The sequence below is a fragment of the Marinobacter sp. MDS2 genome (genome assembly GCF_030718085.1).
In the GTDB taxonomy this organism is placed as follows: domain Bacteria; phylum Pseudomonadota; class Gammaproteobacteria; order Pseudomonadales; family Oleiphilaceae; genus Marinobacter.
In genome coordinates, this window is sequence record NZ_JAVAJF010000001.1 from 1,215,702 (window position 1) to 1,234,006 (window position 18,305).

The 18,305-nt window shown below is 54.8% G+C and carries 18 protein-coding genes and 1 tRNA gene; 8 read left to right on the forward strand and 11 right to left on the reverse strand.

The annotated features are described in order from the left end of the window. Positions 1-70: 70 nt before the first annotated feature. Positions 71-487, reverse strand: coding sequence for a rhodanese-like domain-containing protein (locus Q9245_RS05870; RefSeq protein ID WP_199006061.1), 417 nt, complete (start codon positions 485-487; stop codon positions 71-73). Positions 488-649: 162 nt separating this feature from the next. Here Q9245_RS05870 and gpmM point away from each other — a divergent pair, with 162 nt between their 5' ends. The 4 genes from gpmM to Q9245_RS05890 all read left to right on the forward strand — a co-directional run bounded on the left by gpmM (position 650) and on the right by Q9245_RS05890 (position 5,663). After that, positions 650-2,197 (forward strand): 2,3-bisphosphoglycerate-independent phosphoglycerate mutase, encoded by a 1,548-nt coding sequence (gpmM, locus tag Q9245_RS05875; RefSeq protein ID WP_305896261.1) that lies wholly within the window; start codon positions 650-652, stop codon positions 2,195-2,197. A 17-nt stretch (positions 2,198-2,214) separates the two neighbouring features. Continuing rightward, positions 2,215-3,354 carry a murein hydrolase activator EnvC gene (locus tag Q9245_RS05880; RefSeq protein ID WP_371824805.1) on the forward strand — a complete coding sequence of 380 codons (1,140 nt, stop codon included), beginning with the start codon at positions 2,215-2,217 and terminating at the stop codon, positions 3,352-3,354. Positions 3,355-3,450: 96 nt separating this feature from the next. Then, positions 3,451-4,845, forward strand: coding sequence for a S41 family peptidase (locus Q9245_RS05885; RefSeq protein ID WP_305896263.1), 1,395 nt, complete (start codon positions 3,451-3,453; stop codon positions 4,843-4,845). A gap of 35 nt (positions 4,846-4,880) precedes the next feature. After that, positions 4,881-5,663, forward strand: a complete 783-nt coding sequence (locus Q9245_RS05890; protein WP_305897182.1) for a divergent polysaccharide deacetylase family protein — start codon at positions 4,881-4,883, stop codon at positions 5,661-5,663. Here Q9245_RS05890 and hisF read toward each other — a convergent pair. The 5 genes from hisF to Q9245_RS05915 all read right to left on the reverse strand — a co-directional run bounded on the left by hisF (position 5,660) and on the right by Q9245_RS05915 (position 9,036). Continuing rightward, positions 5,660-6,433, reverse strand: coding sequence for an imidazole glycerol phosphate synthase subunit HisF (gene hisF / locus Q9245_RS05895; RefSeq protein WP_247059993.1), 774 nt, complete (start codon positions 6,431-6,433; stop codon positions 5,660-5,662). The genes Q9245_RS05890 and hisF overlap by 4 nt on opposite strands. Positions 6,434-6,442: 9 nt before the next feature. Beyond that, entirely contained in the window at positions 6,443-7,180 is a 738-nt protein-coding gene (hisA, locus tag Q9245_RS05900; protein ID WP_305896264.1) for a 1-(5-phosphoribosyl)-5-[(5-phosphoribosylamino)methylideneamino]imidazole-4-carboxamide isomerase, read from the reverse strand. Positions 7,181-7,200: 20 nt separating this feature from the next. Continuing rightward, positions 7,201-7,842, reverse strand: coding sequence for an imidazole glycerol phosphate synthase subunit HisH (gene hisH, locus Q9245_RS05905; protein ID WP_305896265.1), 642 nt, complete (start codon positions 7,840-7,842; stop codon positions 7,201-7,203). Between the two features lie 29 nt (positions 7,843-7,871). Further along, entirely contained in the window at positions 7,872-8,465 is a 594-nt protein-coding gene (gene hisB, locus Q9245_RS05910; protein ID WP_305896266.1) for an imidazoleglycerol-phosphate dehydratase HisB, read from the reverse strand. 109 nt (positions 8,466-8,574) lie between these two features. Next, positions 8,575-9,036: an SRPBCC family protein gene (locus tag Q9245_RS05915; RefSeq protein WP_305896267.1), complete on the reverse strand. Its 462-nt coding sequence runs from the start codon at positions 9,034-9,036 to the stop codon at positions 8,575-8,577. Positions 9,037-9,228: 192 nt separating this feature from the next. Here Q9245_RS05915 and Q9245_RS05920 point away from each other — a divergent pair, with 192 nt between their 5' ends. The 4 genes from Q9245_RS05920 (at position 9,229) to Q9245_RS05935 (ending at position 13,061) form a co-directional block, all read left to right on the forward strand. Continuing rightward, positions 9,229-11,481 carry an AsmA family protein gene (locus Q9245_RS05920; protein WP_305896268.1) on the forward strand — a complete coding sequence of 751 codons (2,253 nt, stop codon included), beginning with the start codon at positions 9,229-9,231 and terminating at the stop codon, positions 11,479-11,481. Continuing rightward, entirely contained in the window at positions 11,481-12,545 is a 1,065-nt protein-coding gene (gene mutY / locus Q9245_RS05925; RefSeq protein ID WP_305896269.1) for an A/G-specific adenine glycosylase, read from the forward strand. Before Q9245_RS05920 ends, mutY begins: the two co-directional genes overlap by 1 nt. 49 nt (positions 12,546-12,594) lie before the next feature. Next, entirely contained in the window at positions 12,595-12,867 is a 273-nt protein-coding gene (locus Q9245_RS05930) for an oxidative damage protection protein (RefSeq protein WP_199006051.1), read from the forward strand. Positions 12,868-12,985: 118 nt separating this feature from the next. Further along, positions 12,986-13,061 (forward strand) — tRNA-Phe (locus Q9245_RS05935). Between the two features lie 154 nt (positions 13,062-13,215). Here the strand turns inward: Q9245_RS05935 and Q9245_RS05940 are convergent. The 5 genes from Q9245_RS05940 to Q9245_RS05960 form a co-directional block, all read right to left on the reverse strand. After that, positions 13,216-13,758: a PEP-CTERM sorting domain-containing protein gene (locus Q9245_RS05940; RefSeq protein WP_305896270.1), complete on the reverse strand. Its 543-nt coding sequence runs from the start codon at positions 13,756-13,758 to the stop codon at positions 13,216-13,218. A gap of 273 nt (positions 13,759-14,031) precedes the next feature. Then, the gene (locus tag Q9245_RS05945) at positions 14,032-15,720 is read right to left on the reverse strand and encodes a diguanylate cyclase (RefSeq protein WP_305896271.1); all 1,689 of its coding nucleotides are present in this window, start codon (positions 15,718-15,720) and stop codon (positions 14,032-14,034) included. 136 nt (positions 15,721-15,856) lie between these two features. Then, a complete protein-coding gene (locus Q9245_RS05950) occupies positions 15,857-17,101 on the reverse strand; it encodes an aromatic amino acid transporter (RefSeq protein ID WP_305896272.1) in 1,245 nt (414 codons plus the stop codon). A gap of 34 nt (positions 17,102-17,135) precedes the next feature. Next, the gene (locus Q9245_RS05955) at positions 17,136-17,813 is read right to left on the reverse strand and encodes an alpha/beta hydrolase (RefSeq protein WP_305896273.1); all 678 of its coding nucleotides are present in this window, start codon (positions 17,811-17,813) and stop codon (positions 17,136-17,138) included. 105 nt (positions 17,814-17,918) lie between these two features. After that, on the reverse strand, positions 17,919-18,290 hold the full coding sequence (locus Q9245_RS05960) for a thiol-disulfide oxidoreductase DCC family protein (protein WP_305896274.1): 372 nt from the start codon (positions 18,288-18,290) through the stop codon (positions 17,919-17,921). Positions 18,291-18,305: the final 15 nt, after the last annotated feature.

An 18,305-nucleotide genomic window follows, 5' to 3' on the forward strand; every position in this document is an offset into this window, starting at 1 on the left:
ACAGTCTAGCGCCCGCCCCCGACAAGTAATGTGAAACAGTGCGATAGATCGCCAATCAGATCAAGCCCTATTACTTCTTAACCACGGGCAAGTTATTGGCTTTCCAGTCGGCGATCCCGCCGTTCAGGCGCACAACTTCTGAAAACCCGGCTTCTTTAAGCTGTTTAACCGCCATTGCAGAGTGCTGGCCCATTTTGTCCACCACCACAATCTGCTTTTCTTTGTGCTTGTTGAGCTCGTTCAAACGATCTTTCAAGCCGCTTAGTGGAATATTGATGGAGCCGGTAATGCGCCCTTCTCCGAAGTCTTTGCGGTCACGGATATCCAGCACCACGGCTTCTTCCCGGTTAATCAAAGTGACTGCGCCCTGGGCCGAAATTTTTGCGCCACCACGACGGGATTCAAGCGCCAGAATCGCCAGAATCAGCGCGACAAAAATTGATACCAGAATGTAGTGATTAACAACGAATTCAAACAAACGATCCATGGAGCGCTACCCTGAAAATTAGTTTGGCCGGATTATACACACCCACACCCGCTCAAAGAAGGCGGGCAGCCCCGAGCGTTACTGCGTGGCCTGCGCAAATGAAAACGGTTACAATCTACGCCACTTTCTATTCGTTCAATCTACAACCAACCGGACAATACGATGACCGCGACGCGCAAGCCCACTGCACTGATTATCCTCGACGGCTGGGGCCACCGTGACCCGGCTGATGACAACGCCATCTCGAATGCCAACACCCCGTTTTGGGACAAACTCTGGCAGAACCAGCCGAAAACCCTGATCAACACCTCAGGTATGTTTGTCGGCCTGCCCCAAGGTCAAATGGGCAATTCGGAAGTCGGCCACATGAACCTTGGCGCTGGCCGGGTGGTGTATCAGAGCCTGACGCGCATCGACAAAGATCTCGAAGACGGCGAGTTCCAGAACAACCCGGCTCTGTGCAACGCCATCGACAAAGCTGCCAACAACGGCAAAGCGGTTCACATAATGGGCTTGCTGTCTCCGGGCGGCGTACACAGCCACGAAGATCACATTCTGGCTGCTGCCGAACTGGCTGCCGAGCGCGGTGCAAAAGAAGTTTATATCCACGCTTTCCTGGATGGCCGCGACATGCCACCCCGCAGCGCTCGTCCTTCGCTGGAGAAAGCCGCTGCCAAAATGGAAAGCCTCGGCGTTGGTCGCGTTGCCAGCATCGTTGGGCGCTACTTCGCCATGGACCGCGATAACCGCTGGGATCGTGTCGAAACCGCCTATAACGTCATGACTCTGGGCGAAGCCGAATTCACCTGCGCAGACCCTGTCATCGCGCTGGAGCAAGCATACGAGCGCGGAGAGAACGATGAGTTCGTGAAAGCGACGCGCATCCATAAAGATGGCCAAGCGGAAGGCACCATTAACGATGGCGACGCCGTTCTGTTCATGAATTTCCGTGCTGACCGTGCCCGGGAAATGACACGCACGTTCGTAGAGCCGGATTTCGACGGCTTCGATCGCCGCAAGCACCCGGAGCTGGCCGATTTCGTGATGCTGACCGAATACGCCGCCGACATTAAAACCTCTTGCGCTTACCCGCCCGAGCAGCTAACCAACGGCTTGGGTGAGTACATGGCGAAGTTGGGCAAAACCCAGTTGCGCATTTCCGAAACCGAGAAGTACGCCCACGTGACCTTCTTCTTTAACGGCGGCATGGAAACCCCATTTGAAGGTGAAGATCGTATTCTGGTGCCCTCTCCGAAAGTCGCCACCTACGACCTGCAGCCTGAAATGAGTGCTCCGGAAGTAACCGACAAGCTGGTAGAAGCCATCAAGAGCGGCAAATACGACCTGATCGTGTGCAACTACGCGAACGGTGACATGGTTGGCCACACCGGCAAACTGGACGCGGCCATCAAAGCGGCCGAATGCCTGGACCAGTGCGTACGGCGTGTGGTTGAGGCACTGGACGAAGTAGGCGGTGAAGCACTGATCACGGCCGACCACGGTAACTGCGAGCAGATGACTGACCCCAACTCCGGCCAGGTTCACACCTCTCACACCATTGGCCCGGTGCCGCTGGTCTACACCGGCCCGCGCGCTGTCACTCTGAAAAACGACGGCAGCCTAAGCGACATCGCGCCCACGCTGCTGACGCTGATGGGTGATAAGGCTCCGGACGAGATGACCGGTCAAAATCTGGCTGAAATAGGCTGACTGGTATAACGGCGAGTATTTTGAAACGTCTTATTGTATTGGTGCTGGCCCTCTCCTTGGGGGCTGCGCCTTTGTCTGCCGAGCAAGACGTCACGCCCGAACAGGTCGAAGCGCTGAAACAGCGCATCGCCAACATCGATGAGTGGCTGGCCGATGCAGAAGAAGACCGCTCAAAACTGGAACAACAACTCGCCTCCACCGAGCGAAAAATCAACAAGCTTACCCGGGAACGCCGGGACCTCCGCAATCAGGCTGCCGAGCAAAAAAAGCGCCTGCATTCGCTGGAAAAGCAAGAAAGCGAACTCACCAACACCCTCAATATTCAGCGCAAAGGCCTGATGAAACAGATTCGGGCCGCCTGGATGGAAGGCGAAGCCCCGGCTCTGAAAGTCCTTTTGAACGAGATCGAACCGGGCAACCTTGCGCGCACCATGACCTATTACGAGTATCTGAGCAAAGATACCGTCGCACGACTGGAAGCCTTCCAGCACAGCCTGCGTGAATTAAAAGCTGCCCGTGCTGAAGTGCAGGCTACGCGAGTAGAATTGGCCAAGACCGAGGCCAATTTGGAACAGCGCCAAAACCGTTTGGCTGAAAGCCGCCAAGAGCGAAACAAAACCTTGGTAGCCCTAAAGAGCGACATCAAAGACCGTCGCAGTGAAAAGAAGACCCTTGAAGCCGACCAGAAACGGCTCGAAAAACTGCTGAAGGAAGTTCAGGAGGCGATCGCCAACATCCCTTCCCCCAACGAGTCGCGCCCGTTTAAATCGCAGCGCAGCAAACTCGGCTGGCCAGTACAGGGTAAAGTGGTGAGCCAATACGGCACCCTGTACGCCGACGGCAAGTTACGCCGAAACGGCATGATCATCAATACTCAGGAAGACGCCGAGGTAACCGCTGTGCATCATGGCCGGGTTGTCTTTGCCAACTGGCTGCGAGGCTTTGGCCTGATGACCATTATCGACCACGGCGATGGCTACATGACGCTGTACGGGCACAGCAGCAGCCTGTTCACTTCTCCCGGCGACTGGGTGACCCCCGGCCAAACCATTGCTCTGGTGGGCCGCACCGGGGGCACGCAGGATCCAGCGCTTTATTTTGAAGTTCGCAAGAACGGCAAACCGGTCAATCCGCGCACTTGGCTGAACAAACTTTAAGCTGATAACTGAAGGGCTGACAAACGTTCCTGTGAGCGCCATACTGTGGCAGTCAACTTTCCCGTCCAACTATTGGAAACAAAACAGGATATGTGAATGAAACGGGTCCCAAGCTCTCTCCAGATTTCACCATTACGTTCTCTCGCACTCGTGGCCTCCTGTTTTTTCACTATCCCCGGACTGACGTTTGCTCAAGACAATGACACCCAACCTCATGAGGTAATCCAAGGGCTGCAAGACGGGCAACGGGTGGAGCTGAAATTACCGGACCCGGAGAAGCAACTTCCACTGGAAGATCTGCGCAAGTTCACCGAAGTGTTCGCCCGCATTAAAGGCGCTTACGTTGAAGAAGTTTCCGACAGCGAGCTTCTTGAAAGCGCGATCAAAGGCATGCTCTCCGACTTGGACCCCCACTCAACCTACCTGGCACCGAAAGACTACGAAGAGCTTGAAGAAAGCACCTCCGGTGAATTTGGCGGCTTGGGTATTGAAGTGGGCATGGAAAACGGCTTCGTTAAAGTGATCTCCCCCATCGACGATACGCCGGCACAAAAGGCCGGAGTGCAGGCTGGCGATTTGATCATCAAACTCGACGAAAAACCGGTTAAAGGCATGTCGCTGGAAGAAGCGGTCAATCTGATGCGCGGCAAGCCCGGCACCGTACTCACCTTGACGATCATGCGTGAGGGCCAGAGCGCGCCGATCGAGATTGATGTCACCCGCAATATCATCAAAGTCACCAGCGTGAAATCCCGCATGCTGGAGACCGGATATGGCTATGTTCGCATTACCCAGTTCCAGGCTGAGACTGGCCGCCAGTTCCGTCAGGCGCTGAGCCAGCTGGAAGAGGATTACGGCAACGATCTCAAAGGTCTCGTCATCGACCTGCGTAACAACCCTGGCGGCGTTCTGCAAGCCGCAGTTGAGGCGTCGGACGCGCTGCTCGACAGTGGCCTGATTGTCTACACCGAAGGCCGTATTCAAAGTTCCCGCCTGAGATTCAGCGCCAAGAAAGGCGACCTGATGGAAGGCACGCCGATTGTGGTTCTGATTAACGGCGGCTCTGCATCAGCATCGGAAATTTTGGCTGGCGCCCTGCAGGACCACAAGCGGGCTGTGGTTATGGGCACCCAGTCATTCGGCAAAGGCAGCGTACAAACCATCATCCCACTGGACGAAACCCACGCCATCAAGATGACCACCGCGCGCTACTTCACGCCAGACGGTCGCTCCATTCAGGCGAAAGGCATCACACCGGACATTGAAGTTCGCCCTGCCGAACTGACTGAACTAGACAGCCGCCCATTCTTTACCGAAGCTGACCTCAGTGGCCACCTGGAAGGCGAAGATGAAGAAAAGGCCCGCCAAGAGCGTGAGAAAAACGAGCAGGCACGGGCGTCCTCGGAAAACCGGGATTACCAGCTGCGCTCTGCGCTGAATCTTCTGAAAGGCATGAGCATTCTGTCGGGCGCCAAGGACAGCGAGCAGTGAACAAACGTTTCGGCAGCTTCTGGCTTGCAGCGGTATTGGCTCTCGGTTCAAGTGCTGCGCACAGCGCTGCACCAGCCGAGGCATTACCGCCGACCATCGCCATCATCATTGATGATGTAGGCCACAACCTGCACGAAGGCCAGCGATTGGTGCAGCTGGACCAGCCGCTGACTATGGCCTTTCTGCCCTATCGTCGCCATACCGTGCGCCTTGCCAAAGAGGCCTTCTCGAACGATAAAGAGGTAATGCTGCACGCCCCCATGGCGAACACCCGCAACTTCGACCTGGGCCCGGGCGGACTGACACCCGATATGGACGAAGCTGCAGTAACCAGCACACTCCGGCGCGCATTGCAGTCCATCCCCCATGTAACCGGTGTGAACAACCACATGGGCAGCCTGCTAACCCAGCAGATGCAGCCTATGGAATGGGTGATGAAAGAGCTGAGCCGCTATCCGGTGTACTTTGTGGATAGCCGCACCATCGCCAGCTCCGTCGCCGGGAGCATGGCCAGTTCCTATCAAATTCCCAGCTTGACCCGTGATGTGTTCCTGGACCACGAACAAACCGAGGAATTTGTTGACCAGCAATTCCAGTTTTTGATCGAAACCGCCAAGAGAAAAGGCACCGCTATCGGCATTGGCCATCCTCACACCGTAACGGTGGACTACCTGGAAAAGCATTTGCCGGAACTGGATGAGCAAGGCATTGCCATTGCGACCGTTAGAGGTATTTGGGCGATTCGCAATGACAACAGGGAGATGTTTGCCGAAGGCGAAAAGCAGGCCATTCGGCCCGCCTACGCCAAGAGCAATTAATCGCGGACTTCGATGCCCTGAGCCTTCATAAAGGCTTTGGCTTCGGGAATGGTGTGCTGCCCGAAGTGAAAGATAGATGCAGCCAAAACGGCATCTGCACCACCTTGGGTAACGCCATCGGCCAAGTGCTGTAGCTCGCCCACTCCGCCGGAGGCAATCACCGGCACGGATACCGCATCGCTGATCGCACGGGTTAAGCCAAGGTCGAAACCAATCTTGGTGCCGTCACGGTCCATACTGGTCAGCAACAGCTCACCCGCACCCATTTCGACCATCTTCACGGCCCACTCAACGGCATCCAAACCGGTCGGCTTACGGCCTCCGTGAGTAAAGATTTCCCAGCGAGGCTCCTCACCTTCGGCACTGACCTGCTTGGCATCTATGGCCACCACAATGCACTGGCGACCAAATCGATCTGCGGCTTCACGAACGAACTCCGGATTGAACACCGCAGCGGTGTTGATCGATACCTTGTCGGCACCGGCGTTCAGCAGGTTACGAATGTCGTCCACAGTGCGAACACCGCCGCCAACCGTCAGCGGAATGAACACCTCGGCCGCCATCCGCTCTACAGTTTCGTAGGTGGTGTCGCGGCTTTCGTGACTGGCCGTGATATCCAGAAACGTAATTTCGTCTGCACCCTGTTCGTTGTAACGTCGCGCTACTTCGACGGGGTCGCCGGCGTCACGAATATCGACAAAATTCACGCCTTTAACCACGCGGCCTTTATCGACATCCAGGCAGGGGATGATGCGCTTTGCCAGTGCCATGATGCTTCCTCAGTTGTTCAAGCTGTCGCAGTAGGCTTGGGCTTCTGCCACGTCCAGCGTGCCTTCGTAGATAGCACGGCCGGTGATCGCGCCCAGAATGCCTTTATCTGCCATAGGGGCCAGACGCTTGAGATCATCCATGTTGGTGACACCACCGGAGGCAATCACCGGAATTCCGCCCTGCTCTGCCAAAGCTGCGGTAGCTTCAACATTCACACCCTGCATCATGCCGTCACGGGCAATGTCGGTGTAGACGATGGAGTCTACACCGTCGTTGGCGAAACGCTTGGCCAGATCAACCGCCATCACTTCGGAAACTTCCGCCCAGCCATCCGTCGCTACGCGACCGTCTTTGGCGTCCAGCCCCACAATGATGTGGCCGGGGAAACGCTTGCACATTTCCGTAACAAACTCGGGTTCTTTCACTGCTTTGGTACCGATGATTACCCATTGAACGCCTGCTTTCAGATAGGCCTCGATGGTTTCGGCTGAACGGATGCCGCCACCAATCTGGATGGGCAGCTCCGGGTATTTCTTGGCGATGGCTTTAACGATTTCGCCGTTTACGGGCTCACCGGCAAAGGCGCCGTTAAGATCGACCAAATGCAAGCGACGAGCGCCGGCTTCAACCCACTTGGTGGCCATATCTACCGGATCGTCTCCGAACACAGTGGAGTCGTCCATGCGGCCCTGGCGCAGTCTTACGCACTTGCCGTCTTTCAGATCGATTGCGGGGATAATCAGCATGTCTTGTTCCCTGCCCGCGTTCAGCGGTTTCCAGTCCAATTTGTAAAGTTTTCCAGTAACTGCAGGCCCGCCCGTGCGCTTTTCTCGGGGTGGAACTGCACTGCAAAAATATTATCTTTCGCCACGGCAGCAGCCAGATCAACACCGTAATGAGTGCGGCCCGCCATGTGGGCGTTGCCCGTGGCTTCGGCGTAGTAGCTGTGCACGAAGTAAAAGCGGTCACCGTCCGGAATGTTGTGCCATAGAGGGTGATCCATCGCTTGGTGAACCTGGTTCCAACCCATATGAGGCACTTTCAGGCGCTCACCGTTTTCGGTCAGATTGTCACCGAAGTAACGCACTTCCGAGGGAAACAGGCCGATGCCTTCCACGCCGCCGTTCTCTTCACTTCGGGCCATCAGCGCCTGCATACCCACGCAAATGCCCAGAAAGGGGCGGTCCTGAGAGACTTCTTTCACCAGCTTATCCACTTCCAAGCGGCGAATTTCAGCCATGCAGTCACGGATGGCACCAACGCCGGGCAAAATCACCCGATCGGCTTCGCGTATCCGGGCGGCGTTATCGGTAACCAATACGGTGCAATCCGGGGCAACGTGTTCCACGGCCTTGCGCGCGGAGTGCAGATTGCCCATGCCGTAGTCGATAATGGCGACGGTCTTCATGGTGGTTCAGATTCCTGTTGGCAACCGGATTACAGAGCGCCCTTGGTAGACGGCATGATGCCGGCCATGCGTTCGTCCATCTCAACGGTCATGCGCAGGGCACGGCCGAAGGCCTTGTACACAGTTTCAATCTGGTGGTGGGTGTTCTTACCCTTCAGATTGTCGATGTGGACGGTTGTCATCGAGTGGTTCACGAACCCGCGGAAGAACTCTTCAAACAAATCCACGTCGAATCCACCAACCACCGCACGGGTGTAGGGTACGTTCATGCACAGGCCTGGGCGGCCAGAAAGGTCGATCACAACGCGGGAAAGCGCTTCATCCAGCGGCACGTAGGCGTGGCCGTAACGGCGAATACCTTTTTTATCGCCTACAGCCTGCTTAAAGGCCTGACCCAAGGTAATACCGATATCTTCCACGGTGTGGTGATCGTCTATGTAGGTATCGCCTTTGCAGGTGATATCCAGGTCGATCAAGCCATGGCGAGCGATCTGGTCCATCATGTGTTCTAGGAAGGGCACGCCTGTGTCGAAACAAGCTTTGCCGGTACCGTCGAGATTGATCTCAACGGTGATCTGGGTTTCAAGGGTATTTCGCTCTACCCGAGCCTTACGTTCAGCCATGGAGACTCCGTTGTAAAAACTGGCTTGCTACCGAAAACTTTGATGTTTACGGATTATACCGATTTACACAACAGGAGTCCCGCAATGAGCTGTATCGCCGGAATCAGGTTTAGAACGCGTTTTTCAGATTGTTCATGTAGGTGTCTACCAAGCTGTTAAATTCGTGCTTGATGACAGGGCTGATAGCAAGTTTTAGCAGGCTTGGCAGAGGGACTGTCAGCGCAGCGCTGGTTTGAAAACGAAGGCCAGTGGTATTCGCATCTTTGGCAGTAATCACCCAAGAACCGCTCACAACACCATTGCCTTCACCTTTAACCGGCTCCCAGGTGATCTTGCCCGCATCTTTGTCGGCAAAATATTTACACGCGTAAACGGTCTGAATGGCGTGTTTATCAACACCGACTTTTTCCATTTCCCAACGGTAGGTGTTGTCACCCAGATCGACCAGTTTTTCTACTTTCGGGAAATGACTGACCGATTCGGGAACATCGGCCAGCAGGTCGAATACTTCGTCATAGCTTGCCTGAATTTCCAGTTCACGGTTCAGCTCGATTGAAACAGTGATAGCCACATCCGACTCCTTGTTATGCTTATTTGCGTGACAGAGCGTTTTCCCCGGCACGTTTGCGGTGTATTTTGAACCAAGACTACCGCTTTGTCATATTCCTGCACTGTTAATTTGCTAACCCTGCGTTATCCTTTGGGTAATTCATTCGTAATACATTAGGCAACTCCCTTGATCGGGGGAAAAGGAAATCATGCAATGAAAGTCATACGCTACGCGCTCTATGCCGTTATCGGCCTTGTCGTCCTAGCTGTCGCAGCCGTTGCTATCGCTGTGGCGGTCATTAACCCCAATGACTACAAGCCCCAAATCGAAGCGGCAGTCGAGAAGCAAACCAATCTGGACCTCATCCTTGAAGGCGATATTGGCTGGTCATTCATTCCCCTCGGCCTGGAACTGAACAAAGTAGAAGCGACACTCGAAGGTGAGCGCTTTGTTGCTCTGGAGCAGTTAATCGCCCAGATCGATTTTTGGTCGCTGATCACCATGTCTCCACAAGTAAACACCTTCGTTCTAAATGGCCTAGACGCGCACTTCGAAGTGAATGAGCAAGGCGAAGGCAATTGGGCGCGGATCATGAAAGAGAAGCCTGCCGGCACCGCAGCACCAGAACAAGCAGACACCCCGGAAACACCGGCAGCCTCTGAAGAAACCGCAGAGGCGAGCGAAGGCGGCGAAGCGCTTAACTTCAATGTAGAAAATGTTGAGATCAGCGATGCACGCGTTCACTACAATGACCTAAGCACAGGGCAGTCCGTAGTTCTGGAAGACTTCTCTGTATTGGCCAGCAACATTACTTTAGGTTCCGAGTTCCCGCTGGACATTCAATTCAGAGTGGAAACAGCACAACCCAAACTGGCCGTAGATGGCAGCATCAGCGCCAAGCTGAAAGCGAACCAAGCACTCAACGAATTCACTATGTCTGGCCTGAGCGCCGTATTCGACATGAACGGCGAACCGTTTAGCGGCAAGTCTGTCACTGCTGAACTGGGTGGTTCTCTGGCGGCCAACCTTGAAGACGAAACCGCGTCACTGAACGATTTCACCGCCAGCCTGGCCAACCTGAAACTGAGCACCAACCTCAACGTAAAAGGTTTTGGCGACAAGCCGGCTTTGAATGGCAGCCTGGCTATCTCAGAGTTTTCCCTGAAAGAACTCCTGAGCAATCTCGGCCAACCCGCCATTGAAACCACCGACCCAGATGTACTGAAAGCCATCGCGTTTTCCACCAACCTTGGCGGCAAGCCAGGTACGGTGGCGCTAAGCGATCTCAAGATCACCTTGGACGACACCAATTTCAACGGTAACGGCAGCTATACCCTGAGCAACGGTGGTCTGGTGTTCAACCTGCAAGGCGACAAGCTAAACGCAGACCGCTATTTGCCACCTGCAGCTGAAGATGGCGCTGCCGCCGAGGAGGAAAGTGAAACCGACACCTCGGCAACAGAAACCGCCTCGGCCAGCCAGCCGGAAACCGATCTTCTGCCACTGGAAACGCTGCGTTCGTTGCTGCTGGACATCAACTTTGATTTGGGCGAGTTGATTGTCAGCAACCTGACCATCAACGAAATCAAAGCCAGCACCACCGCGAAAGACGGTTTGCTGAAGGTCGATGAATTCAGCGGCAAGCTGTATTACGGCTCCTTTGGCGCCAACGTCACCATTGACGCCCGCACCGACAACCCGAAGTGGAACATCCGCTCTGACGTCAACAACGTGCAAACGCTGCCCCTGCTGACGGATCTGGCAGAGGTAGACATGCTGTCTGGTGGCGCCAACCTCAATCTCGCTGTAAATACGACTGGCAATCGCATCTCGGCATTGCGCAACAACGCAAAAGGTGAAATCAGCTTCAATCTGGCCGAAGGTGAATTCCGGCAGATGAACCTGACCCGCATGGCCTGCCAAGGCATCGCATTGGTCAATCAGGAGCAGCTGTCTACTTCAGATTGGGGCACAACCACGCCGTTCAACGACATGCGCGGCACTCTGAAGATTGACGGCAACACTCTGAACAATACCGATCTGGTGGCCGAACTGGCAGGTATGCGTTTGGAAGGCGACGGTACCGTTGAACTGGAGCAAAGCGAACTCGATTACGAAGTCGGACTGCGCATTGTTGGCGACATCCACCGCGATCAGGCCTGCCGAACCACCGAGTACGTTCAAAACGTGGTTATTCCGGTCGAATGCCGCGGCAACTTCGCCGAAGATCCAGCCGGCCTGTGTTCCTTCGACGGCTCTCGGTTCCGTGACACCTTGAAAGATATTGCCGCCAACGCTGCGCGCGCGAAAGCAAAAGAAGAGATTGACCGCGCCAAGGAAAAGGCACGAGAAAAGGCGGATGAAGCCAAGCAGAAAGCAAAGGACAAGGTTGACGAAAAACTTAAGGAAAAGCTGGGCGAAGAAGGCGGCAAAGTGAAAGACGCGCTTAAAGGCCTGTTCAACTAATGCCAGACCTTTTCGCCGACAAACTGCTTGATTGGTACGACAACCACGGCAGGCACAACCTGCCGTGGCACCACAACCGCAACGCTTACCGGGTCTGGGTTTCTGAGATCATGCTTCAGCAAACCCAGGTCGCGACCGTTATTCCCTACTTTGAAGCCTTCATGGCCAGCTTCCCCGATGTGCAGGCACTCGCCGCAGCCCCCGTTGACGACGTGCTCAGCCATTGGTCAGGCCTTGGCTACTACGCCCGCGCCCGGAACCTGCACAAAGCAGCCAGGCAGGTCGTTAACGAGTTCGGCGGAGAGTTCCCTCAAGATCAGGAAACACTGGAATCCCTCACCGGCATCGGCCGCTCAACCGCCGCAGCCATTCTGGCCCAAGCCTTCGGCAAGCGCGCCGCGATTCTGGACGGCAACGTAAAACGGGTGCTAGCCCGCTATCACGCCGTACCCGGCTGGCCGGGACAAAGCGCTGTCCTCAAGCAGCTATGGGAGCATGCTGAAACCCACACACCAGACCAACGTGTGCGCGATTACACTCAGGGCATTATGGATCTGGGCGCCATGGTGTGTACCCGCAGCAAACCGAAGTGCGATAGCTGCCCTCTCAACAACGGGTGCACTGCCTATGCAGAAAACCAGACCCACTTGTACCCTGGCTCCAAACCCAAAAAGCAGAAGCCGGAAAAAACCACCTGGATGCTGATTTTCGAAGACAACGAGGGCCGAATCCTGCTTGAACGTCGCCCTCCTAGCGGCATCTGGGGCGGGCTATGGAGCCTTCCCGAGCTGGATCCAGCGTACGGTACTGAAGAACTGCAAGAAGCCTGTGAGAGGGAACTGGGGCTCGTGTGCAGCGACCCAGAGCTGATCAGCGGTTTTCGCCATACATTCAGCCATTACCACTTACACATTCAGCCGGCCCGTTTGCCGGTATCCGCCAGCACCAAGGTTTCAGATTCGGAAAACCAGCGTTGGCTACACCGCGACGAAGCACTCGCGCTAGGCCTGCCAGCACCCATTCGCAGCTTGCTGACGGAGCCGGAGCAAAGCGCCCTGCTCTGATCCGATCTGTTATCATGCTCGCTGCAACAACCCCAATATAGGAGTCATCATGAGCCGCACTGTATTCTGCCGAAAGTACCAGAAGGAAATGGAAGGCCTGTCCATGCCTCCAATGCCCGGCCCCAAGGGCCAGGATATCTTTGAAAACGTATCCAAAGCCGCCTGGGACGAATGGCAGAATCAGCAGACCATGCTGATCAACGAAAAGCACCTGAATCTGATGGACGTGAACAACCGCAAATACCTGCAAGCGCAGATGGACCACTTCTTTAATAACGAGCCTTTCGACAAGGCCGAAGGGTACGTACCGCCAGAAAAGTAAGGAATTTGGTCAAGGCCTGATCAACTGCGGAAATATTAAGAAATTTTTGCTCGCCAGCCTTGACTCCCAACCCCTAAACCGGTTTAATAGCGCCCCGTTGGAGCACATAGCTCAACACGCCCGGATAGCTCAGTCGGTAGAGCAGAGGATTGAAAATCCTCGTGTCGGTGGTTCGATTCCGCCTCCGGGCACCACTAATTTCTCGATCAAGCCCGCTTTTTAGCGGGCTTTTTCGTTTCTAGACAATAATTTTTTTCAAAAATTACGCAGCCCAACATCTACCCCATCAAAAAAAACGGCCCGGGATCCAATAGATGCCGAGCCGTCCGAAGAACCTACCTCCAAGTATTACTTGTGGGCTCTTCGCCTAGCCATACCAAGCCCTAACAACCCCAAGCCGATCAAAGCCAGCGTGCTCGGCTCGGGCACTTTAGTCGGCTGTCCATTGTAATAAATCGAGGCATGGGACAAGTCCTTGCCTGATTCCCATGTTCCGGAAAGAGGATCAGCAACCGTCAGATCGAGTAGAAATGCCCCGAACCCATTTCCCGCCTTAAGCGTAATCACGATATCGCTCAAACCAGCGAGCGTATTGATTGCCCAAGTTCCAGATTTGTCACCGTTCGTCGGTGCAGTTAAAAACTCAATCACTCCATCGCCATCTCGGCCATCGTTTTTATCCGAGAGTACCCATCCTGTCATTCCGAAAAGCGAAAAACTTGCATCAATTTGGTTAGTGTCATTACCGCTGAAACATGCGCTATTCGCTGCATCGGACAACGTATAAGTAGTCGCAGAGGTACACGACATCGGTACGGCCTGTGCTGGACTGCCTGCCATCAAAAGCAATGCAACAGAACTTATCGCCATTAATCGAATTGTAGCTGTCATTACCGTTACTCCCTCATGAATCTAATGAAGATTCCTTCACTAAGATCTGACGCAACAATTGCTCCACAGCAGGCAATATCAATTTAATACAAGTGCTTAAAAAAACAGCTCATTGGCTCGCTTATGCAAAGTGTAAAGTTTACTGACGGATTAGAGACGAGGCGCGAAGCTCTTTATATAGGCTCACCCAATTCAGCCTCCGCTAGTGGTTACTGGAGCAAACAGAGAGGTCGAGAGAGCCCCTTTATCAGCATGCGCTCCTGTGGAAAATGGTCATGCCGCAGAGCACACGCGGTTACGCCCTCCGGTTTTGGCTACATACAGGGCCTTGTCGGCCCGATTAACAGCGTCTTCGACCGATTCAGTGGCACTGTTGACCTGTGCAACACCCAGACTGACCGTCACCCGGATCTTCACTTCATCGCCGGCTTGAACGGCATGTGTTTCAACTCCCTCCCGAATTCGCTCTGCACAGTTCTCGGCTTCGGCGTGGTCGGCACCGGGCAACAGGATCATAAACTCCTCGCCTCCAAAGCGCGCAATCAAGTCTCTGTCTCGACTGAATTTCTGAAGGTTGCCTGCCACAGCCTTCAAAACCAGATCGCCGGCATGATGCCCGTACGTATCGTTCACTGATTTGAAGTGATCGATATCCAAGGCGATCACCGACAGCGGCTGCCCCAGAACAGTTGCTCGCTCGGCCATCGACTTGGCCTCAGCCATAAAGTACCGGCGATTATAGAGTTGGGTCAGTGGATCCGTAGCCGCCTGCCGTTTGAGCTCGTCCTGCTGGGCACGGATATCCTCGAGCACTTTGATTCGGTATGAAATGATGAATGCCAGCGTTATCGCTTCCAGCACAATACCAATTCCTACCCCATGGCTGTTGAGATAATTTGGCTCCATCAACCCCTTGTAAAACAGCACAGCAAAACCGTTGAACACGACAAAAAAGCTATGCCCCACGAGAAAAAACTTCGCCAACGGGTGGCCTTTGCGCAATATTGAGAGGCTTACCGAAAACGTCACGACCATCATCAATGCTGCAAGACTACTTGCGGGCACCAAAGCCCCTTCGATATCGAACAGCCCATAGCAGAAACCCGCCACCAACACAGCCAGCAAGCCACTGAGAACTCCATGTTCGCTAACATAAAACTCACGGGTTTCGAATATCACCATCATGAACAGCACAAGAAAAATCGGCATGGTGAATACCGACAGGTTCAGCATGAAAACGCCATCGCCATATACATTGAACGCTTTCGCAAGCAAGCCGTAGGAGAGCGCTATCCAGACCCCCCCCGAAATAAGATAAAGGGAGTACAACATGTTCTCTTTCTTGTTGGTGGCGAAATACAACAGGCCGTTATAAAACACCAACGCCAACATCATTCCCACCATTAACGCGATGTCCAGATGCCCACCCACTAACGCCTGTCGTGAGTGCTTATCGTCGTAGATTTCCGCCTCAAACCACTGATGCGAATACAGATGACTGCGGATGTAGATAATGGTGTTTTGCCCCGCCGGCACCGAGAATGGATAGACGATCGTCCCCCGATGCATTAAAGGGTTGTCGCTGGCATCGTTCAGATCAATCTCGGCGCGCCCGACCAGGCTCTGGGAACGCTCCTCATAGATTTCTATTGCGCGCACCTGAAAAGCCGCGGGTAAATGCAGAAACAGGACTTTCTTCTCCAGCCCCGGATTTTTCAACGCAATCCGGTGCCAGGTAACCGAGGCCCCGGTCCCGAGAGCCCCTTTACTATTCATGGTGTTATAGGTTTTCTCGCGAACCTCCTGATAAGTTAGCGACTGCGAATTGTCGATAAGGTAGCCGACGGGAAAGTCCGTTAACCGAATCTCGTCATCACCCGCATCCAGGATGGGCGCTGCGTGCGCTGCCATACTCACAACCCACAGCAGAAGAACGAACACAATCACTCTGCGAACTGCCATATCAGGGATGGCCTTGAAATTCGGCGGGAGCGGCATGGAAAGCGTCCTTGTTTTTGTAACTACTTGATATTGACCGCTCCAACGGGGCACGCAGCAGACAACTGAAGCTTGCACGACAAGGCAGCGGAGTATTCCGTTACTGTTCGATCAAGAAATAAGGCTCCGGCAACCAACCCGCCAGCCCCAGAAAGTGAAACACAATGGTCAAGCTACCGAACACCAACACCAGCGCGATCGCCAGCTGGCCACCCGGAGCCATGAAGCCACTGCGACCGCCGTCGAGGGTTCTGGATTTTCGGGCCAGCAAAGCCGGAACAATGCAGGCCCATACCGCTGCAGCCGCACCAGCATAGCCGATGGCCAGCACAAAGCCGAACGGGAAAAACAGCGACAGCATCAGCGGCGGGATGAAGGTGATGGCCCAGGTTTTGGTGCGCCCCTTTCGGTCATTGCTGAAGCCCAGCAGATCGGCCATGTAATCAAAGGTCCCCAGACCGACACCAACGAATGACGACAGAATGGCCGCCGTCGAGAAGGCACTGATGGTGGTCGCCACCCGTTCGGAATCGATGGCATAGCCAAGGGCCGCCAGCAGGACATCGACATCGCCACCCTGGGCGACAACCGGGCCGAAATCCGCCCTCGGCAGGTTACCGAAAATACTGAGCAGCCATACCAGGTAGAAAGTCAGGGCCACCAGGGTTCCTCCCAGAATCGCCTTCTGTGCTTTGCGCTCTTCACCGTAATAAGCCCGCATGGAGGCCACCGAATGGTGATAACCAAAGGAGGTCAGGGCAACCGGCAGCATGGCCATGGCGAAAGGCGCGTAGCGTCCATCGGGGTTAGCGGAATCGAACAAAACACCGAGATCAATGCGCACCGCCAGGCCCGACACCCCCAACACAAAGCTCACCAGCATGAAGGTCACCAGCACCACCGACAGCCGATCCACCGCTCGGGTTGAATGCCAGACCATCAGAGAAAACAGCAGCACAAAAATGACCGACGCCAACTTGCTGCCGACACCCGTCATGCTTTGCAGAATCAGGCCAGACGAGGTGATGTAGGCATACAGCAGAATTCCACCCACAAAATAGACCGTCAGATTACTGAAGGCATTCACCCGCGTGCCCAGCAGAGATTTAGTCACCGTGTTAAACGACGCCCGCAGATCGAAGTGCTTGAACGCTTCCAGCAGCATCCAGCCGGAGAGGGTCATCACCAACATAGTCAGCACCAGGGCCAGACTGGACCAGACGGTCCAGGCTCCGGCACCGGAACTGGGCAAGCCCAGCATGCCAGCACCCACGCACACACTGGCGATAATACTTGCACCGCCAATAAGTGACGGTACTGGTTGTGATTTTACTTGCTTTGCCACTTAGCCCCCGCTATCAGGTAAAGGTTGCAAACGATTACTCGTGCGCCGGTTTCGGTGCTACAAGCGGCGTCAGGAAACGGTCCAGATCATTCACCTCTTCCAGACACAGGCTGTGTTCCATGCCATAGTCTTGGTACTCGGGCTCGAAGCCTAACCCTTGCAAAGTCTGATAGGCCGCTTGTCCCAGTTGCTCCATCACGATCTGATCAAACCGGCCATGGCCGATGAAAATCGGTAAGTTGCGGTTAGCAGCGCTCAATTCGATGGAGTCTGCTGTCGCGAAGTAGGTGGACAAGGCAAACAAACCGCCCAAGCGCTCGGGGTAGCTTAGAGCCAGTTCGTAGGCCACCGCACCGCCCTGAGAGAAACCACCAAGAATGATATTCTCACTGGCCACACCGCGTTCACGTTCGGCTTTGATCAGCTCCGCCACCATGCCCGCAGACGCTCGAAGTTGTTCCGCGTCTACTTTACGGTCAACGTCCATGGCCAGAATGTCGTACCAGGCGGGCATCACCATGCCGCCGTTTATGGTTACCGGTAGTTCGGGTGCATGGGGGAAAATAAAACGCACAGGGGTTTCACGGGAGAAGGCGAATTCGGGCACCACCGGCTCGAAATCATGGCCACTGGCACCCAGGCCGTGCAGCCAGATGATGGTGTGTTGGGGCTCGGGACCGGTATCGATCTGCAATGCGTTCAACTTTGCCATGGGGTCTCCCGTCAATTAGGTAAATAAACCCCGCATCATACAGCTTCGATAATTTTCTACACCAGCAAAGGGGAAGAATATAAGTCGCCGGGCCACCTCGGAACTTTAGTTTTCGGCACGATCCGCAAGCCGGTGAGCAACCCACCGATGGTAAAGTGCCGCCAGAGACGGGCGAATTACAGGCAGCCCGATCAGCCACGCCAGCGGCTTCAACACTGGCACTCGGGACATCAGCAGGATATAGGCATCCATCTCCTGATGAATCTTCCCGTCACTGTCTTTTACATGCAGCTCGCGCAAGGCTTTGTCCGGATCGATACCTTGGGCTTCTAGCTCCTCGTCACGGCCGGTGATATCCAACCAGCCCACGGAATCACCGCCCCGACCGGCCAGCTTTTCATACCACCGGCGGTCCCGAATGCAGGTTGGGCAAGCGCCATCGTAAAACACCAACAACTTGTCTTTATCCTGAGCCATAGAACCCTCCTTTCG

Bases quoted from the DNA above. Each gene is read 5' to 3' on its own strand.
- Q9245_RS05870 (WP_199006061.1), bottom strand. From the start codon at position 487: ATGGATCGTTTGTTTGAATTCGTTGTTAATCACTACATTCTGGTATCA.
- Q9245_RS05920 (WP_305896268.1), top strand. From the start codon at position 9,229: ATGAAAGTCATACGCTACGCGCTCTATGCCGTTATCGGCCTTGTCGTC.
- hisA (WP_305896264.1), bottom strand. From the start codon at position 7,180: ATGCTGATTATCCCCGCAATCGATCTGAAAGACGGCAAGTGCGTAAGA.
- mutY (WP_305896269.1), top strand. From the start codon at position 11,481: ATGCCAGACCTTTTCGCCGACAAACTGCTTGATTGGTACGACAACCAC.
- Q9245_RS05930 (WP_199006051.1), top strand. From the start codon at position 12,595: ATGAGCCGCACTGTATTCTGCCGAAAGTACCAGAAGGAAATGGAAGGC.
- hisB (WP_305896266.1), bottom strand. From the start codon at position 8,465: ATGGCTGAACGTAAGGCTCGGGTAGAGCGAAATACCCTTGAAACCCAG.
- gpmM (WP_305896261.1), top strand. From the start codon at position 650: ATGACCGCGACGCGCAAGCCCACTGCACTGATTATCCTCGACGGCTGG.
- Q9245_RS05960 (WP_305896274.1), bottom strand. From the start codon at position 18,290: ATGGCTCAGGATAAAGACAAGTTGTTGGTGTTTTACGATGGCGCTTGC.
- hisH (WP_305896265.1), bottom strand. From the start codon at position 7,842: ATGAAGACCGTCGCCATTATCGACTACGGCATGGGCAATCTGCACTCC.
- Q9245_RS05940 (WP_305896270.1), bottom strand. From the start codon at position 13,758: ATGACAGCTACAATTCGATTAATGGCGATAAGTTCTGTTGCATTGCTT.
- Q9245_RS05885 (WP_305896263.1), top strand. From the start codon at position 3,451: ATGAAACGGGTCCCAAGCTCTCTCCAGATTTCACCATTACGTTCTCTC.
- Q9245_RS05945 (WP_305896271.1), bottom strand. From the start codon at position 15,720: ATGGCAGTTCGCAGAGTGATTGTGTTCGTTCTTCTGCTGTGGGTTGTG.
- hisF (WP_247059993.1), bottom strand. From the start codon at position 6,433: ATGGCACTGGCAAAGCGCATCATCCCCTGCCTGGATGTCGATAAAGGC.
- Q9245_RS05955 (WP_305896273.1), bottom strand. From the start codon at position 17,813: ATGGCAAAGTTGAACGCATTGCAGATCGATACCGGTCCCGAGCCCCAA.